21 protein-coding genes and 1 tRNA gene are annotated in these 18,390 nt (G+C 33.0%); 7 read left to right on the plus strand and 15 right to left on the minus strand.

Translation table 11 applies throughout. The annotated features are described in order from the left end of the window. Window positions 1-364 precede the first annotated feature (364 nt). The 5 genes from VLC96_RS11640 (at window position 365) to VLC96_RS11660 (ending at window position 4,846) form a co-directional block, all read left to right on the plus strand. The gene (locus VLC96_RS11640; RefSeq protein WP_325263098.1) at window positions 365-733 is read left to right on the plus strand and encodes a BlaI/MecI/CopY family transcriptional regulator; all 369 of its coding nucleotides are present in this window, start codon (window positions 365-367) and stop codon (window positions 731-733) included. 6 nt (window positions 734-739) lie between these two features. Continuing rightward, complete coding sequence (locus tag VLC96_RS11645) at window positions 740-2,368, plus strand: M56 family metallopeptidase (protein WP_325263099.1); 1,629 nt, start codon at window positions 740-742, stop codon at window positions 2,366-2,368. Between the two features lie 26 nt (window positions 2,369-2,394). After that, window positions 2,395-2,751, plus strand: a complete 357-nt coding sequence (locus tag VLC96_RS11650; protein WP_325263100.1) for a BlaI/MecI/CopY family transcriptional regulator — start codon at window positions 2,395-2,397, stop codon at window positions 2,749-2,751. A gap of 7 nt (window positions 2,752-2,758) precedes the next feature. Further along, entirely contained in the window at window positions 2,759-4,639 is a 1,881-nt protein-coding gene (locus VLC96_RS11655) for a M56 family metallopeptidase (protein WP_325263101.1), read from the plus strand. A 69-nt stretch (window positions 4,640-4,708) separates the two neighbouring features. Further along, on the plus strand, window positions 4,709-4,846 hold the full coding sequence (locus VLC96_RS11660; RefSeq protein WP_325263102.1) for an SsrA-binding protein: 138 nt from the start codon (window positions 4,709-4,711) through the stop codon (window positions 4,844-4,846). A gap of 98 nt (window positions 4,847-4,944) precedes the next feature. On the opposite strand, the gene VLC96_RS11665 is transcribed toward VLC96_RS11660, so the two are convergent. Beyond that, on the minus strand, window positions 4,945-5,457 hold the full coding sequence (locus VLC96_RS11665) for an adenine phosphoribosyltransferase (RefSeq protein WP_325263104.1): 513 nt from the start codon (window positions 5,455-5,457) through the stop codon (window positions 4,945-4,947). Between the two features lie 113 nt (window positions 5,458-5,570). Between VLC96_RS11665 and VLC96_RS11670 the strand changes: the two genes are divergently transcribed. Both VLC96_RS11670 and VLC96_RS11675 read left to right on the plus strand, forming a co-directional pair. Continuing rightward, a tRNA-Arg gene (locus tag VLC96_RS11670) sits at window positions 5,571-5,644 on the plus strand. Between the two features lie 95 nt (window positions 5,645-5,739). Next, the gene (locus tag VLC96_RS11675) at window positions 5,740-6,951 is read left to right on the plus strand and encodes a site-specific integrase (protein WP_325263106.1); all 1,212 of its coding nucleotides are present in this window, start codon (window positions 5,740-5,742) and stop codon (window positions 6,949-6,951) included. A gap of 11 nt (window positions 6,952-6,962) precedes the next feature. On the opposite strand, the gene VLC96_RS11680 is transcribed toward VLC96_RS11675, so the two are convergent. From VLC96_RS11680 to VLC96_RS11745, 14 genes are all read right to left on the minus strand, one after another. Beyond that, window positions 6,963-8,864, minus strand: coding sequence for a hypothetical protein (locus VLC96_RS11680; protein WP_325263107.1), 1,902 nt, complete (start codon window positions 8,862-8,864; stop codon window positions 6,963-6,965). A gap of 2 nt (window positions 8,865-8,866) precedes the next feature. After that, a complete protein-coding gene (locus tag VLC96_RS11685; RefSeq protein WP_325263109.1) occupies window positions 8,867-9,415 on the minus strand; it encodes a hypothetical protein in 549 nt (182 codons plus the stop codon). Window positions 9,416-9,425: 10 nt separating this feature from the next. Then, window positions 9,426-10,544 (minus strand): hypothetical protein, encoded by a 1,119-nt coding sequence (locus VLC96_RS11690; RefSeq protein ID WP_325263110.1) that lies wholly within the window; start codon window positions 10,542-10,544, stop codon window positions 9,426-9,428. A gap of 194 nt (window positions 10,545-10,738) precedes the next feature. Next, complete coding sequence (locus VLC96_RS11695) at window positions 10,739-11,188, minus strand: DUF4236 domain-containing protein (protein WP_325263112.1); 450 nt, start codon at window positions 11,186-11,188, stop codon at window positions 10,739-10,741. 46 nt (window positions 11,189-11,234) lie between these two features. Further along, on the minus strand, window positions 11,235-14,273 hold the full coding sequence (locus VLC96_RS11700; protein WP_325263113.1) for a phage tail tape measure protein: 3,039 nt from the start codon (window positions 14,271-14,273) through the stop codon (window positions 11,235-11,237). Next, a complete protein-coding gene (locus VLC96_RS11705) occupies window positions 14,273-14,650 on the minus strand; it encodes a hypothetical protein (protein WP_325263115.1) in 378 nt (125 codons plus the stop codon). The genes VLC96_RS11700 and VLC96_RS11705 overlap by 1 nt, the downstream gene beginning before the upstream one ends. 107 nt (window positions 14,651-14,757) lie before the next feature. Beyond that, window positions 14,758-15,246, minus strand: coding sequence for a hypothetical protein (locus VLC96_RS11710; RefSeq protein WP_325263117.1), 489 nt, complete (start codon window positions 15,244-15,246; stop codon window positions 14,758-14,760). Continuing rightward, window positions 15,243-15,980 (minus strand): hypothetical protein, encoded by a 738-nt coding sequence (locus VLC96_RS11715; protein ID WP_325263118.1) that lies wholly within the window; start codon window positions 15,978-15,980, stop codon window positions 15,243-15,245. Before VLC96_RS11715 ends, VLC96_RS11710 begins: the two co-directional genes overlap by 4 nt. Further along, on the minus strand, window positions 15,977-16,156 hold the full coding sequence (locus VLC96_RS11720) for a hypothetical protein (protein ID WP_325263120.1): 180 nt from the start codon (window positions 16,154-16,156) through the stop codon (window positions 15,977-15,979). Before VLC96_RS11720 ends, VLC96_RS11715 begins: the two co-directional genes overlap by 4 nt. Further along, window positions 16,156-16,668: a hypothetical protein gene (locus tag VLC96_RS11725; RefSeq protein ID WP_325263122.1), complete on the minus strand. Its 513-nt coding sequence runs from the start codon at window positions 16,666-16,668 to the stop codon at window positions 16,156-16,158. The genes VLC96_RS11720 and VLC96_RS11725 overlap by 1 nt, the downstream gene beginning before the upstream one ends. A gap of 10 nt (window positions 16,669-16,678) precedes the next feature. After that, entirely contained in the window at window positions 16,679-17,062 is a 384-nt protein-coding gene (locus tag VLC96_RS11730; RefSeq protein ID WP_325263124.1) for a DUF5675 family protein, read from the minus strand. A gap of 1 nt (window position 17,063) precedes the next feature. Continuing rightward, entirely contained in the window at window positions 17,064-17,609 is a 546-nt protein-coding gene (locus tag VLC96_RS11735) for a phage holin family protein (protein ID WP_325263126.1), read from the minus strand. A 46-nt stretch (window positions 17,610-17,655) separates the two neighbouring features. Further along, window positions 17,656-17,973: a hypothetical protein gene (locus VLC96_RS11740; protein WP_325263128.1), complete on the minus strand. Its 318-nt coding sequence runs from the start codon at window positions 17,971-17,973 to the stop codon at window positions 17,656-17,658. Beyond that, window positions 17,973-18,389 carry a hypothetical protein gene (locus VLC96_RS11745; RefSeq protein WP_325263130.1) on the minus strand — a complete coding sequence of 139 codons (417 nt, stop codon included), beginning with the start codon at window positions 18,387-18,389 and terminating at the stop codon, window positions 17,973-17,975. The genes VLC96_RS11740 and VLC96_RS11745 overlap by 1 nt, the downstream gene beginning before the upstream one ends. Window position 18,390: the final 1 nt, after the last annotated feature.

Consider the following 18,390-nt stretch of genomic DNA (forward strand, 5'->3'; position numbering starts at 1 on the left):
AATAATTTATTAGTTATTAAATGATCTATTTTTTTCAAGCTTCATGTAATATCATTTGAAAACACATGTCGCTAAGGGTAATATTTTTTTTTGCAAAAACTTCTAAACAATTATTGTGCCATTGAAGTTGAAAATTTACTTCCCAAAGAAATTATTTTTACCAAACCTCGAAAAGATGATAGCCTTTTCTAAAACATTAATGATTGAGAATGAGCAAAATAATTTAATACTACGTTGGGAACATCAATAAAATCAGCTAAAAACTAAAAAATTAGTTAAATAACTATATTTTTAGTTTGCAAACTAAAAATATAGTTGTAAGTTTGTTATGTATTAAAACAAAATCTTTTAAAAAAGAAACAAAATGCAAAAGTTAACCAATAAAGAAGAAGAAATCATGCATATTTTATGGAAGCTCAAAAAAGCTTTCGTCAAAGAAGTCATGGCCGAAATTACAGAAGAACAGCCGCATTATAACACCTTATCTACCATTATTCGAAATCTGGAAGAAAAAGGATATGTGTCACATAATGCATTTGGAAATACACACCAATATTTTCCTATTGTAAGCATTGAAGAATACAGAAAAGGTTTTATGACTAATGCTATTGATAATTATTTCAATAGTTCATATAAAAACATGGTATCCTTTTTTGCCAAAGAAGAAAAAATTACTGCTTCAGAATTGCGTGAAATATTAGTGATGATTGAAAATCAAACAGAAAAAAATTAGTCGATTATGGAGACAATTTTCGTTTATATTGCAAAATCAAGTGGTCTAATAGCTTTGTTCTATGTTGCGTATTATCTGCTTTTACACAAAGAAACTTTCTTTACCGGTAACAGATGGTTTTTATTAGCAGGGTTGTTTACATCAGCAATATTACCTTTTTTGTTCTATACGAAAATTGTTTGGATCAACCCTACTCCAATGCCTGATTTGAATTTTCGACACAATTTTATTCCTCCAATCCTTGAGAAAGAATCTTTTGAAATCAATTGGAATTATATAGTTCTGGCAATTTATAGCATCGGATTTTTAGTATTTCTGATAAAATTCGCGATGGATTTTTATAGTTTAAATTTGGTTTTGAGAACAAAAAAAATCAAACAACAGGCTGATTTTAAATTTATTGATACTACCGAAAATATTGCTCCTTTTTCATATTTCAATTATATCGTATACAACGCATCACTGTATAATACTGTAGAATTAGAGAATATCATTGAGCATGAAAAAGTGCACAGCGAACAAAATCACACTGCTGATGTAATTATTTCCCGCGTTTTTTGCATCCTTTTTTGGTTTAACCCGATTATCTGGCTTTATAAAAAAGCGATTATTCAAAACTTAGAATTTATCGCTGATAATGAAGCAGCCAAAAAACTTTCGGACAAAAAAGTGTATCAATACACGCTTTTAAAAATAACGACACACGAAAACTGTATCGCAATAACCAATCATTTTTATCAATCATTAATCAAAAAACGAATCGTTATGTTAAACAAAAATCAATCAAAAAGGAAGAATTCGTGGAAGTATCTTTTGGTATTTCCGGCTCTCATTGCTTTTGTGCTTTTATTTCAAATAGAAGTTATCGCAAAAGAAAAACCATTAATTATAAAGGAAACTGTTGGCAAAGTTGACAAAGTAAAATCAATGGATATTTATAAAATTCAAAAATCCACCACTGATATAGAACTTAAACAAATCGCTGAAAGACTAAAATTAAAACACGACGTTGCTATTGTTATTTCAAATGTAAAACGAAATTCTAAAGACCAATTAACTAACATCAAAGTAGCCGTTCAAAAAGGAACTCAAGAAGCGCAAACAATTCAGATCGATGGTGAGAATGCGATCAAAGATTGTGGAATTATTATCATTACAGAGCAAAATGGCTCTAAAAAAATTAATTTATTTACAAACAATAAGAGTAATGACTCAACAGTTTGTCAGGATGTAAAGGTTGAAGAGAAAAAAGTTTTAAATTCTAATATTAATACAAATGTTAACGATAATATTAATACTCATTCAAAAAGTGATATCGCTATTAATACTGATATCAACACTACTGTAAATGTCAATACTAACATTCAGACAAATTCAAGTGCAAGCACAAATCCAATCTTAGTTATTGATGGAAAGATAGCACCAAGAAACATGCGTGCTGATGACATTGATCCATTTTATATTAAAAGTATCACAGTATATAATAGCACACAAGCTTTATTCAAATATGGAAATACGGGCGGAAATAGTGTGATTGAAGTTGTTACTAAACAGGCTGAATTTAAAAATGGATTAAAATTACCACAAGAAAAAGATGTTAAAGAGTCAGAAGAAAATTTAAACAGCTCCAAATAAAAAAATAAAATTATTATACCTAAATTATGCAAAAGTTAACCAACAAAGAAGAAGAAATCATGCATATTTTATGGAAGCTCAAAAAAGCTTTCGTCAAAGAAGTCATGGCCGAAATTACAGAAGATCAGCCGCATTATAACACCTTATCTACCATTATTCGAAATCTGGAAGAAAAAGGATATGTGTCTCATAATGCATTTGGAAATACACACCAATATTTCCCAATTGTAAGCATTGAAGAATATAGAAAAGGTTTTATGACTAATGCTATCGATAATTATTTCAATAGTTCGTATAAAAACATGGTCTCTTTTTTTGCTAAAGAAGAAAAAATTACTGCCCAGGAGCTTCGAGAAATTCTACACATGATTGAACAAAAATAACTACACCATGGAAACACTATTCCTTTTTATAGCAAAATCAAGCGGATTGATAGCACTATTTTTTATCGCTTATTATTTTCTATTGCGAAAAGAAACCTTCTTTACAGCAAATCGTTGGTTTCTTCTAGCGGGACTGTTGACATCCGTAATTTTGCCTTGGATAGTTTTTACTACGATAGTTTGGGTTGAACCAACACCAAATAATTTCGATTGGTCTAAAGTTCCAGTTACTCCAATACAAGAGGAATCTTTTGAAATCAATTGGAATTATGTCATGTTAGCCATTTACAGTATTGGGCTTTTAATATTGATGATAAAATTTATTATCGATTTTTACAGTTTAAATTCAGTATTAAAAGGTAAAAACACACAACATCAGGCTGATTTTAAATTCATTGACACCACTGAAAACATTGCGCCTTTTTCCTATTTCAACACTATCGTTTACAATTCATCACTGTATAGCGAGTCAGAAATGGAAAGCATTTTGGAGCACGAAAAAGTTCACAGTGAACAATATCATACCGTTGATGTTTTGATCACTCGCATTTTTTGCATTCTTTTTTGGTTCAATCCATTTATTTGGTTGTACAAAAATGCGGTTTTGCAAAACCTTGAATTCATAGCAGACAGTGAAGCTGCCAAAAAAATATCCGACAAAAAAGCGTACCAACTTACACTTTTAAAAATAACAACACATGAAAATTGTGTCGTGCTTACCAATCATTTTTATCAATCATTAATCAAAAAACGAATCGTTATGTTAAACAAAAATCAATCAAAAAAATGGAATTCCTGGAAATACGCTTTGGTAATTCCGGTATTAATTGGCTTTGTATTTTTATTTCAAATGGAAGTAATTGCTAAGGAAAAAAATCAAAGTAATAGTATAGAACTTTCAAAATCAGCTTCTGATAATGTTGAAATTTATAAAATTGACAAAAATACTACAGAAGACGAATTAAAAGAAAAAGCGGAAACAATCAGTAAAAATCATGGTGTCACAGTTCATTTTTCTAAAATAAAAAGAAACACAAATGATGAGCTTACAGCCATAGCTATTGAAATTAAAAAAGGAAAAGAGATTGCCGAAAACAGAACCATAAAAAGCAGCGAACCAATAAATGCGTTTGCGATTGTAATTTCCAAAGATGAAAATGGAAAATTAGTATTCAAATTTGTTGAAGAAAATGAATCAAGTGACAAATTTACAATAACAAATACAGCACCTTTGACTAATTCCCATATTTCTGAAGACACACAAATCTTTATTGACGATAAAAAAGCCGATAAAGCTCAAATGGAAAAAATAGCACCGGAAGATATTGTTCGTATGGATGTTAACTCCAATAATGACAAAAAGGAAATCCGAATAACTACTAATCAAAATACGGTTAATGGTAATACCCTTCGTAGCAATGACACAAGAGTTAATCACAATGAATCAGCGCAAATAAATCCAGACAAAATCGTATCCGTGAATGTCAACAAGGATGGAAAGACAATTCGCATTGTAACCAACAACGGAACATATAACGTAGATACCAAGGACTTTCCTGCACCTCCTACTCCACCAAAAGCTCCAGAATTTAAAATGAAAACTCCAAATTATCCTCAATTACCAATAGCTCCAAAGACTCCAAAAGGAGACCCAATTAATGGAGATAAAAAAGCATGGAAAGAGTTTGAACAAAAAATGGAAGAATTTGATGCCAAAATGAAAAAATTAGAACCTCAAATGGAAGCTTTCGATAAACAAATGGAAGAATTTGACAAACAAATGGAGCCATTCAATAAAGAAATGGAAGCTTTCGATGAAAAAATGAAAGCATATGACAAAGAAATGCAGGAATACGTTTCTAAAATAGTAAAAGAAAATAAAAAATAATTCCGCAATCAAACACAAAAGACGGTCATTCATTATGATCGTCTTTTTTATATATTTGAAAAAAAATCTATGTTTAAAATTTTAGCCAAAATCAACAAACTTATTCTTCCAAGTTTTACTAAACAAGGATTAGATATTACCAAAGCCAAAAAATGGCAATTGGCAATTATTGGATATCGCTATTATGTAACAAAAAGAGCACTTTAAGTTGAGGATAGCAGTCTCAAAAAATCTTCGAAATAGTAACTGAAATCAAAGTCTGCTGTCAGGATATGTAATCTGAAACTCTTTTATTTGATACCTATCTAATAAGAAATAGCAGCAAAAATTTCGTTCCCAGCAATTTTTTCTCTTCCATTGAGGAAACCTATTTCCATTATAAAATTACACTGAACAATCACACCACCCAATTGTTCCACCAATTCGCAAACCGCTTTTGCAGTTCCTCCTGTTGCCAAAACATCATCATGAATCAAAACTCTATCTCCTTTTTGTATAGCATCGATATGAATTTCTAGTGCGTCAGTACCGTATTCTAAATCATATGAAGCAGAAATCCTCTCAAAAGGCAATTTATTAGGTTTACGAACTGGAATAAATCCCGCATTCAATTCCTCAGCCAAAAGCATTCCGAAGAAAAAACCACGACTTTCAACTCCAATTACTTTATCAATTTTTTTATCTTTTATAGATGACAGCAATATTTCCAGACATTCTTTCCTCGCTTTTGCATCAATTAACAACGGTGTGATGTCTTTAAATACAATTCCTTTTTTTGGAAAATCCTGAATATCACGGATATAATTTATCAAACTCATTTTTTTTATTATTTATGTAAATTCATGCTTGCAAGATACATATTTATTCCTATATTTGCACCCGCAAACAGGTTATCAGTTATCAATTGAAACAATAACAAGTTTAGCAAAATGGCCTCGTGGCGCAACTGAATAGCGCATCTGATTACGGCTCAGAAGGTTACTGGTTTGAATCCAGTCGAGGTCACAAAATGATAAAAACGCTAAGGCGAGACACTACCGATAAAACGGTTAAGTGTCTCGCCTTTTGCTATTTACGGCTAATTCAAAACTTCCTTACGTATGATGAGTATTCAAAAAAATGTCCCACACTTCCCAACAAACTTCCCAATGAATTTTAGTGGGAAGTTCACAGCGAAAATTGTAATGAAAAAGGATTACGTTCGCGCAGATGGCACTTGTGCTTTATACCTTCAGATTTTTTTAAATAAGGAAAAGAAAAAGATACCTTGTAATATTTGTGTCAAGCCAATTGATTTTGATGAAAAAAAACAACGCATCAAAACAAAATATCCTTTCTACAAGGATTATAATCTTATTATTGAGAAAATGCTAGGTGACTTAAACCGAATTGAGGTTAATTATAGACTTTCTGGAATTCCACTTACATTGCAAAAATTGTTGGAAGAATTCGAAAATCCAACATCTAGAGCTGACTTTATAAAATTTTGGGAGGATGAAATGAATAGACAAAAGGAAATCCTTAAACCCGGCACTTACAGACAACAAATGACAATGCTCAACAAAACCAAAGATTTTAAAAACCCTTTGCCTTTCTATGAAATTAATGAGGATTATATTCAGGACTTGAAGACTTACTGCAAAAAGAAACTTAAAAACACAGATTCAACGGTGTCTTCACTAATAAAATCTTTCAAAAAGTTCCTTCATATTGCTAACAGAAGGGGAATTATTACACCAATAAGCTTTGAAGACATTAAAAACAAACAGTTCCGAGGCAATAGAACCTATCTTTCTCCTGATGAAATTGTAAAACTTCATGAGTTTTGGAAGTCTGAATTTATTTCTGATAATTACAAAAGCATTCTTGATCGCTTTTTGTTTTCTTGCTTTACAGGACTTCGATTTTCAGACATAAAAGCCTTGGCTGATGAAAATATCATTGAGAATACTATTGTTTTTACAGCTCAAAAAACAAACAAATTTCAACGTATTCCGATGAATGCATCTGCCAAGAAGTACCTTCATCCAAAGATTATTTTTAAAAATGATTTTACAGGTGAGTTCATAAACAGAGAGTTGAAGGATATCGCCAAACTTTTAGGAATAAGAAAGAAGATTTCTTTTCATGTGGCCAGACACACTTTTGCAACGAATTTTTTAATATGTGGAGGAAGAGTTGAACATCTCCAAAAAATACTAGGCCACTCCAAAATTACTGATACTATGATTTACGTTCACATAGTTGAAAACATAACAGATATACAAATCCACAACATGGACGACATTCTAGAAAAAAAGCCTCAATTATGAGGCTTTTTTTATTAGAACGTTATACTTTGAAGATTAAATTTAATTTTAAAAATGTCCTGCTTGGCTTCAGTACATTCCAATGATGAAATTATATATTCCTGATGATCAATAAAAATTCTTTTCAGCTTTAAAATTTTTTGAAGTTCAGTTTCTGTATATGGCCCCATAAGCTCAACTGATGAACTGTTTAAAAGAAATTTTATCCACTTTTTCCAATATACTTGACAAATACCTTTATTTCCATTCATTTTTAAAGTTTGACCTAGAAAATCCTTTGAAATATAGGGTTTACTTGCTGGATCATAAATCATCAACCCAGTGCCGCTTTTTGAATCTAAGTCGTCAGACAATTCCGCGGTGTATGTAACCGGAACATATTTGAATTTTGAACTTAAATTTTGTGAAAAGTCAGAAGTTTGATCAATATACAATTCTGTTGTTTCAGTTGTAATCCAAAGAGCTTCGTCTTCGTCATTTTCATACTTTAATAAAAAGGCATTGTATGGAGATGGATCATAAGAAGTCATCATTAAAGATTTCTTTTCAACATAGGTGGCTGTATTTATTATTGTTTCCTCGTTAAAGTTAATAGATAGCTTTTTTGCAAAATCATCGGGGTTTATTTCCAAATTAAAAAGATTTTGCATCTCATTCAAATAAGTTCCAAAAGTCCAATCTGGCAAATACCTACCAAGTTGAATAGTTGGATGCATTTGATAATACGTTTTTGGATATACTATTGTCTTTTTTATAGTGTAGGCAGGAAAAACATTTTTTGGGGAATAATAATTTAAAAAAATATTATATCCGACTTGTTCTTCTGAAACATCAATTATCACTTTCCCTTTATATGTATTTGTTGGATCGCCGGGAAAATGATTAAACACCACATGAATTGGTTCATTATATAAAAAAAGTGTGAAAAATTTTCTATCAATCATTCCATCTACACTTGTGTATTCAGGCTCTTCAAATTCATATTCAAAAATATATCTACCTGCAACTGTAGCTACAATGTATTTGTGAGTGTAATAGAAATTATACATTAATTCTCCTTCTACACTATACTGTGAGTCTAGAGCCAATGCGGGTAAAACAATATTTTCTGATGATTTAACAGGCTGAGTTTCCGTTAAATTATTTTTGCTGCTGTAAAAAAGTAACCTTTTTATAAATTCTGAATTAACAAAATTGCCAGCTAAAGTAAATCCTAGACTTTGTAAAGCATAAAAAGCAGGTGCAAGTAAGAATATTTGAGGGGATACTACATTTCTATTTTCAACTGTACATACATCAGATATAATAGTAAATTTATTTTCAATTAAACCTTCCTCATCATATTCATTTATACTATTATTGTACAAATACCAAGGATCATCAGCTTCGAGGTTCACACCAAACTTATTCATCCATTTCATTGTTGGGAACTGCCATTTTGCTTCTGGAAATTTTTTGTCCAAAAAGGGAAGCGGATACGTTTTCCAGTATTCTGAACCTGGAAGATTGGTTTCTGTTTTCTCCGTATATGGCACTGGGTCAACTTCATCAGGAATAACAGAAACAACAGGCATGAAATCAGATATTTTCTTATTCATAATCGATAAAATGATAGATGAATATTTCAAATTACATTTTCTGAAACCATTTAAGTAAGACAATACCTGTAATTCACCATAGTATTTATTTCCACCTTCAAAAACAACTACCTCAATAATTTTCTTTTTTTTGATAGAGGCCATGTCTCGAGTGCCAAGACCTAGTTTTGTCTTTTTGTTTTCAATAATCAAAAAAGGATAAGTAGTAGCCGAAACTTTAAAATCTCTGGTCAAAGCATTGTTTTCTGTCTTAATAGACAAAGATTCTTTCACATAATCCAATTCATAATTATTAGCAATAATTTTAATTAATCCCATATTTATGCTTTTTTTTGAATGTAAAGCAATGCAATAAAGGGTTGCATATTATTGTGCTCCTTATTGTTTCCAGCCTTGCTAGTTTTACCTTGATAAGTTTTAGAACTTCCACCTGTATCTATGTCTGTTGTTGCGGAACCTGGCATTTCTAAAGTTGTGCCACCATAAACAAAAGCATTTTTAATATCATCTGAAATACCATTCAAATGTTCGTGCTGTGGCATTTCATCCAAGGTCAATACATGTGTTTTTTCTCCCCCCATTACACCTATTGAATATGCATCACCAACACCAATAATTGTCCTTCCTCCAATTGGTGGAGTGTCATTCAATCCATTGCATATCGCCCAACCAGCTCTTTTCCCAATTCCTAAACCAGTAGCATCATAATCATTGGCAATATCTTCTGCTGTACAATACACTGGTTTTATATCACCCGGCTGATGTATGCCTTGAAGTAATGCAAATAAAATTGTGCGAACTTCTAAAGCTGTATTTTTTTCCCCTGTACCTAAACCATTAATTAATATTTCTAATTCTGCGTGACTCATAAATATATTATTAAGTTAACCAATCATTTGGTAAAAAGTCGTTGTCATCCCAATCTGCGCCTATTTCGGTTTCGTAATAGTTGCTTACTTTTCCGTTTTTTACGAATGTGAAAAAGAGATCTTGAGCGTATAAGTGTTTTTTGTCTCTGTACTCCAGTAATTTTTTGGTAGCTGTTTGGATTTTTCGCCATTGGGAATTCACCTTAAATAAAACATCGAGAGAATTAGCAATCTGATTTACAATTACCCTTTCTTCTTGTAGTAAAGAACCTGTGTTTATGGTGTAAGTAGCTTCCTCATTGATTTCATAAACCACTTTTGAACCATCGGCTTCCTGATAATCGCTAATATCCAATGAATCCACTATCTCAAGTTCTCCATCAAAATAAGCGGGAATGTAGTAGCCAAAATTGTTTTTAAAATAAATCTCTTTGACATTAAAATCAGGGAAACGTATAAGTTTATACATTTTTGCAACTTGTTTCAAACCACACGTAATGCTCATTTCGAAATACAGCGTGTCTTTTTCCAATGTTACCGGTGACATATCAAAAGAATAGATAAATACCTTTTTCCCGTTGAATGATGCTGTGGATTGAGTATCAATGATGTTACCAAAATTGTCTTTTAAAACAACAGTAGCCAGTTCGTCAATTGCTTTTACGTAAAATGGAATTATTATTTTACCGTTATCCGGAATAAGAAGTACTGGAGGAACTACTCCCAGTATTTGAATTTTTGTGCTATCGTCAAAATATACAGGGTTTGCGTTGTACATAAAATAGAAAATTGGCAAATCTACTGTGGCAACGACTGCATCTGCGGCAAGTGTTCGCTCTTGAATAGTAATTTTTATTTTCTTTTTTAGGTGAGTTTGCTCCACAATTCCGTTTGTTGAATAAATTGTCCAAACGGTTTCAAAATAGGCGTTGTATAATTTTACCAAATCTTTACTTGCCGTGTAGCTGTCTTTTCGGGACCAGCCTTGCTCATCAAAAAGTACATCATCGACATAGATTAACGCTCTGAAATAATAACCGCTACCATTTGTCGATTGAACAATAACCTCAGTATTGTTTGCATCGAGTAAGACTCTATTTAAAGCAGGAGCTTTGATTATTGTGATCATAATTGATTTATTATTCTACGAATTTAGCGGTGCTTATTCGCGAATAATAGGACATAAAAAAACCTCTCAGATTTTGAGAGGTTTTGGGATTTTAAATAACAAATAAATTTAAAAAAACAACTATTGCTGCAGCTATTGCAACAACTACCCACCAGTAAGGGTCTTGTAATCTGTTTTTATGAAAGTTGCTCATATTACACTAAAAAATTACCATTAGAATCTTTAAAATTTCCAGTTATTATCAAAATAAAATCTATTATAACCCATAACCCAAATCCTCCAAATGTAAATATTTGTAAAACGCCTATTAAAGAATGTCCAGTATAAAATCTATGAATTCCAATTAATCCGAAGAAAAAACACAATAATGCAGTAGTCACTTTTGATTTATCAGTATTTATGAAAAAAACTGGCGAACTATCACCAGCAAAGCTTTGATTATTTGAATTGCTTTGACTTCCTGAATTACCTAAAATCTTCTGTCTATTATAAATTCCTGTCCCTGGAATTCCAGTATTAAAATATGTCCCTTTTTTTCCGGCATTAACACTTAATCCTTTAGCTCCTACGGTAGTGCTTAATCCTGTTTTTGATAAATTAACTTTTATTCCTGGCAAAATTTTAATGCTTTTTCTAAATCTCATAATTGTAAGTAGGTTTTAAGATTACAAAAACAAACCTACAAAAAAATTATTCTGAAACCGTACTGTTTTGGTTCGAAGCTTCACGTTCATCATTAAGATCTTGAATAGCTTTGGCATCATCATAACCAATAAGTAGGTTTGGAGATACTGGATTTTCAAGCCTGTATAAAACAGCACGCAATAATGATTTCATTTCTAGGTCATTTTCACCCATAACAGCATCAGGAACAACATTTGAAGAAGTAGGACCGCCATCAGCAAACTTTTTGGTTTTTTTACCTGTTCTTTCTTGCTCTAACCATGCAATAGTATTGGCATATCGTGGGCTTTGCGTCATTGCTTTTGGTATTACATATTCTTCATCGTGTACCATTCCTGTCATGGGGCCATATTCGTCATAGCCATAATGAGGAGTACTACCTGTGAAACCTCCATAAAAGAACTTTGGTTTTTTAGGCGCTTTTTGTTTTGTGATTTTTGCAATTTGCGCAGCTGTTGAAATTCCAGCCGCTACTATTGCAGCAGCCATTGCAAAACCTCCATCAAATTTAGGATACTGAGCAAGGATAGAAGTAACTGCCATTGCGCCATTAATACCCGCCTGAACAAGAGCCAATTCTTTTGACTGACCAAACATTTCGGTAACAGCACCAGCCAACTGATTAAGACCACCAAGTGTACCTTGAACTTGTTCAATCTCTCTTTGTCTATCTATTTCATCCTGCTGTTTCTTAGCAACAATTTTGAAACGGTTGTATTCTTCTTCAGTAATTTTTTTATCATCAAGCAGTTTCTTATATCTCGTTAATTGCGCTTGGTAGTCTTGATCTTGTTTTATTTTATCTTCTTCAAACTTACTATTAGCTTCCGATAGTGCAAGTTCATTATCAGCAGCTAATTGCTCAGCTTTTAGAACTTTTTGTTCCTCAGCATATTGTTTTTTTAAAGCTTCAGTAGATGTTTGGAAACCAATTTCTAAGTTTTGGCGTTGGGTTTCATAATCATAATCAATCGTAAGTTTTAAAGCTGCTAATTCTTCAGCAGATTTTGCATCAGCTTGTGCTTTTTCTACTTTACTTAATCTTTCTTCTGCTAATGCTGTTAATTGTTTGTCTTTTATTGCATCTAAGCGAGCAGTTTCGGCAGCTATTAATTCAGGGGTTAATGCCTTTGAAGCATCTAACTCACTTCGTTTATTAGCAATAAAGAAATTAAGTTCCGCTTTAGCTAAATTCGCTTTGGCATTTGCTAACGCAAGTATTCTATCAAGTTCCTCTTTAGCTGCTTTTTCTTCTTCAGCTCGTTTTTTGGCTAATGCTTTTTGTCTTGCTTCTTCTTCTTTTTGTCTCGCCGCATCACGCAAGGCTTTTTGTTTGGCAAGTTCGTCAGCTAAAGCTTTTGTGTTTTTCGGTTCTGAATCATCTGGAGCGTTTGGATTATCCGTTTTGGTTTTTACCACTACTTCTTTGGATTTCCAAGATTCTAGCTTTTTTTGAATGGCATCGACATTCATTCCAATAGCTTTGAGAAACGGAGCCATATTGGACACAACATCTTGCAATGTTCCAAGTATTGTGTTTTTTATCTTTGCAAAAGTATTGCCTACAATGTCACCAACTTTTTTGAAGCCATTGATAAGAACATCAAACGCACCTGAAAAATCCCCTGTAAATATTTTTTTGAAAAAATTGAAGGTTGTCGAAATGGTATTTGATAAAATTTTTAGCTGTGCAGAAATTAAATGAAAAGCCAATACTACACTGTTCTTTAAATTAATCCATGCATTTACCAGTACAACTCCAACAAAATCAATTAATGGCTGAATATCATTTTTTAGATCAGCTACGTAAGTTAATATATCGGCCAGTGCACTTGTAGCTTGAGCTTTTACAGCATCCCACATTCCGCCAAAGCCTTTTATTTCAAAAAGTTCTGCCTGCGCTTTATTTAATTTCACGTTTGCATCTAATAAATCTAACTGCGCTTTGGTACTGGCAGACATTTCCTTTTGTGCCGATTGCCCAACGGCTTCTAAAATTTTTAATGCTCCACCGGCATCTTCACCCGCTCCTTTAAAAACATCTGCTGTAAGTTGCGCCTGTTGTTGTTGGGTCAAACCCGTTTTTTTTGCCTGAACCGCAATTTCTTCCAATGCTTGTTTGGTTGTTATGGTTCCGCTGGCAACTTTGGCTAAAAGATTATCGGAAAATGTAGCTCCAAAAGCATTCTCCAAGGCATCCCTTGTGGCTTTTGTTTGTTCCTTTAGTGATAAATCAGACTCTTTTAAGGCATCAGGCAATTTGTCTGAGTAAATACCAATGTCATAGCCTTTGTTCAGAATATCAATGAATCCCTGTGCAGAATAACCAGCTTTTACAAAAAACTCATCATATTCACCAATGCTATCCAAGAATTCCTCATTTTGTGCGCCACCGTTTGCCAGTCCTTTTGCTATAATATCGTTTGCTTCGGACATCGATATTCCGTAGGATTTTGATAATGAATTTGCTTTTTCAGCGATCTCATCAAATTCTTTATCGAAGGTGTCTGCAGTTGCCTTAATTTCTGAACGAACATCCGACATAGATTCAGCAGAAACGCCAAAAGCTCGCAATGTGTCATTCGATTTTTCAAGTTCTTTGTTGAAATCGAACAATGCTTTTGTTCCCATGACAATGCCACCCAAGGCTATTATTGTGGCACCAATTGGATTAGCTGCAAACTCCCAAGAAGTTTTTATCAAATTGGACATTTCTCCCTTGATGCCCATTAATCCTTCTTTTGCACTTTTGAAGTCACCTGAAAGTAAACCATCACGGAATTTGGCAAAGCTCCCAGAACCTTCGTCCATTGCCTCACTAGTCCCATGTATCTCATTTTTAAACTCAGCTTGTTTTGATTTCAAAGTGCCTAACTCCCCTTTTAGCCGGGCTAAATCTTCATTGTAGGTTGCTGAATTTTTATTGAGATTATTTATCTCATTGTTGGTTTTTGAAATTTCTGAAGTAATTCCACGAAAGGAATTGACAACTTGCTTGTCATTGATATAAATAGATAATTCTCTAGGGATTTCTTTTCTTGCCATTATTTTTTGAATTGAATTAATGCTGAGACCTGGTCTAATCGTAATTCGGATATTTCGTCAGCGAGATCATCCAAAATTCCTGATGAATCAATTGCTTTTGCAATGACATCGGTTGCCTTTAAGCGTTGATTTACACCGTTTGATTTTTTGCCTTCAAATCCGTAATTCTGCATGAAAGTATAGTAAGGCGCTTTCAGAGTAATTCGTTGCAAACGCCCAAACTTGAAACGGCTTCCTGCATTACCAATTTTTAGGGCTTCCCCGGTGCGCTTGTTTGAAGTGTTTGCGATTTCCTGACGAACAGTGCCACGCAATTTTTTTACTGCAACGGAGGCTATTTCTTTCTCTTTCTGAGCAAAATCAATTTGTCCTGCCATAACTTATTTTTTAGCTAAAATAGAAGTGCTGAATGCCTTAGAATAGGACATAAAAAAACCTCTCAAAGTGAGAGGCATTTTGGTTAAGTTTATGTTATTGAGTTTTTTTAGAACTCCCACTTATCTGGGTCGAAAGTTAAATCTTCATGATTTTTCAATGTATAAAGCACATTCCAACCATACATATTATCGAAAATAGGTCCCACTTTTTCCATTTTGAAAGAATCAGTTACAAATTTGCCGTAAAGCCATGAATTTCTGTCTCCATTCAGTTTTTTTAAATAGGAAGCTATATCCAAACCAATATTTTCCAGTTTATCCAAAACTTCTTCCTGTTTTGAATAATTATCGGCTTTACCAGTAAAATCCAGTAATAGAAATGAAATATCTCTACCGTTGAAGGTTGTAGTATTGTTTGAGTTAGTATTTAATGCTGAAGAATGGCTTTCTAGCAAAAGCGAAGGTGTACCAACTCCTGAACGGAACTTTCCGTTGATTTCATTCCAATTGAAACGGTAAAAGCCATTAAGTTGCTTGTGAGCTGTCTGTATTCCTTTGTGAAATTCGACTATTGGTTTGTGCGTAACTTGTCTCATGATTGTTTGGGCGGTGTTAAATCTTCTTCGAATTGCTCTAAGAAGGTGTAAATGTTTACTTTTTTAATCAATTCTAATTTTGACAAATCGCCTTTGGCCATTCCTAAAATTACTTTTGCAAAGCCGTATTTCTTTTTTGGTTTTGCATCTCCTTTTTTGGCTTTTGGAAAGGCTTTTGGAAAGCGTTTCACCAAATTGTTTTTGCAACCGAAATAAGCTAATTCTACAGTTAAAAGCGTTTTGGGAGGAACATTTTTAAATAAAAGCGCTTTGTCGTGCAATTCGTTTTTGTCAAACAAGGGACGTTGCTTTGGTGTATACAAAACGGCAAGCATGTATTGCAAATATTCGATATTTTTGGTTTCGCGCCATTTGATATGCAGATCATCAACCACGGCAAATTCATCGGCAGTAAGATTTGCAATCCTGTTTTGTGGTGGGTAATACTTCCCTTTATTGGTTTTGATGAATGTAGGGAAAACGGTGCGGTTGTTTTCGTTAAAAATGTATTCGTACGCCTTGTGCAAGTCAGACAAAGGACAATTTCTTAAACCGATTCTTAGCTTTGCTTTTTTGGAAAATTGCCACCATTTAATATTATTGAGCATGAAAAACAGTTCGATATAAAATTTCACATCAGTTTTTCCACTATTGAACAAAACGGCAATTTTCCCTAATTGTCGTTCGCTCATATCATCCCATGAATTGGGGATGTGTAATTTTATTGCTTTCATTGCAAATTGTTTTCGGTTAATCGTACCAAATCTTTTTCAAGTTTCATGATATCGGCTTCGAGTTTACCGAATTGCAAATAAGCTGAGTCGTTTACCTGTGAAAGCATTTCGATGTTCGAAAACAACATAGCTTTTCTAACTTTTAATGCTCTGATTTTTTGTTCTATTTCGTTCATTATGATGTGAATTTATTAATGCTTTCAGTTATGGTGGCGGTGTTTTTTTTGACGTATAAAAACAGTAAAAACAATGCAAAGAAGAAAATCAATACTACCCCTCCCACGATGTATATAATAAATGTGGAGTTGAAGTTTTCAGTTTTAGTTTTGTTTTTATCTAAAATTGATTGCTGAAACTGGCGGTTTTCTTTTCTTATTTCATCAATAGCTGAAGCAAAGCAATCTATTGAAGCCATATTACCGTTTTGATCATAAACCGTTTTGATTGTAGTTCCCTGACGGTTGGTTCTGTAAATAGTTGTGTCTTTATAATGCACACTTGGAATCACATAATGAACAGTATCTCCTTTACGGAATGAGCGATTTTCTATATTTTCAGAATACTCAGAATCTGATTTTGATTTCATTGCGTTTTTCTGAATATCGCATGATGTCATACTCAAAAGAATAAATGAGAATAACAAAGCTGTGATCAGAATTTTAAAAACTGTTTGAAGGTTGAAATGCATAATAAGTTTTTTAATCTATTGTTAAAGTGATTTCTTTTGCCAGTTTCATTTTAGCAAATAGTTTGTCGAATGCTTTTCTTGAATTACCTATGAAATCCAATGCTTTCGTTTCTCCTACCAAAATGCAACCCTCTGTATTTTCGGCCACGTTGCCTGAATGAATTCTAACGCCCTCAAAATTTGGAACATTGAAAAGAATTGGTAAATCTTTTTTGAAACGATTGCTCATGGAAATCCCCACTTTGTAAGTTCCTTTTGGAATTGCAGTAATGCCTTTAATTTTAACTTGTCGCTCAACATCTTCTAGAGTGTAACATTCAAATTTGCCATCGATTGACAATTCGCCAATAGTGGATTTATTTGTTTTTTGGATTCTTTTTAAGTGTAGGTTCATGCTAGATATTTATTTCGTTTTTTACTTCTTTATAAAACCCTATCATTTTTCTTATTCTTTCCCATAAATTGAAACCGCATTCTGGGAGGTTTTCATGGAAAATTGAAAAACCTTCGATTAAGCAAAAAAGTATTATAGAAAGTGTGCCTAATTGGAATTCGGCATCAGAGATTCTTTCGTATTTCCAGTTTTTGAGGTATAATACATTTTGAAGTTTGATGAATGCCAATGGAACTACAAGATAGATTAAAGCTTTAATACCCATTTGCTTTGCTTTATCGCTTGAAAATCCCTCTTTATCCTTTCCTCTGCCAAAAAACCAATTGTCTTTTCTATCACTTTTTTTCCAACGATTGTATGATGCCCATAATCCAGTTCCTAGATCGGCAATAAAAAACAATCCTAAAATCTGGAACATAGTTTCAAAATCAACTACGACTGCTGTTGCTGTCGCTATAGGCACAACCGGTATTAGTAAAATTGGTTTCTTACCAAGAACTGTAAGAAGAGTGAATTTGGGAAGCGCTATAGACATAATTTCTTTCATGTAGGTATTTATTTAATTATTAATAGAATTGAGGCATTATTATTATTTATTCATTTATCGCATCCAAGCAATGTTTTTTGCTTAAAATCCAAACGAGAGCTTTCCCTGTTTTTGTTAGCGTACCGGCTTGCAGGTTTTTACCCAATGCACTAGAAATCGTTTCTCCTTCATACCCGAACTTGTAACCATTTTCAGTTCTTAATACTTTATTCCAAAATGCTCTAAATTCCCTGTTAGCGAAAACATCCAAGTTCCTAGCAGTACTTAGAAAGTAACCTGATTTATTCTCTACAAACCAATAATTAACTATTGTCAATAAGAAAATAAGGATTAAGGCTACTGTGAAAAGAATGAAACCTATCATTATTCACTGAGATTTTCTTGATTCTCTTGTTCTAATTGCAATTGACGAGCTATATAATCTTCTGTATATTCCCAATCACTTGGCTCACGTTCATAAATAGTTTTACCATCTGAAAGCAAATTAGTCTGAGTGTCGAGCATCAAAGCGATTTGCAGTTTTCTCTTTTCTCGCTCAATTCTAGTCAATCCTGATAGATCATAATTAGCTTCGATATAAGTTTCTGTTTGGTCTATTTTCTCATTTGTCAAAAAGACTCTTTTTGAGAAAAAAGCATCTTTGGTATTTGACATTAGCCAATCGATAACCAAAAACCATTGACCTTCGGGAGTTACTTCATCAGGTCTAACTTCTATTTTGACAACATCCGTGTCATTGCTTCTTCTCCAATATTGAATTGGTGCGTTTGTTTGTATCATA

The organism is Flavobacterium sp., assembly GCF_035456085.1.
Classification (GTDB): domain Bacteria; phylum Bacteroidota; class Bacteroidia; order Flavobacteriales; family Flavobacteriaceae; genus Flavobacterium.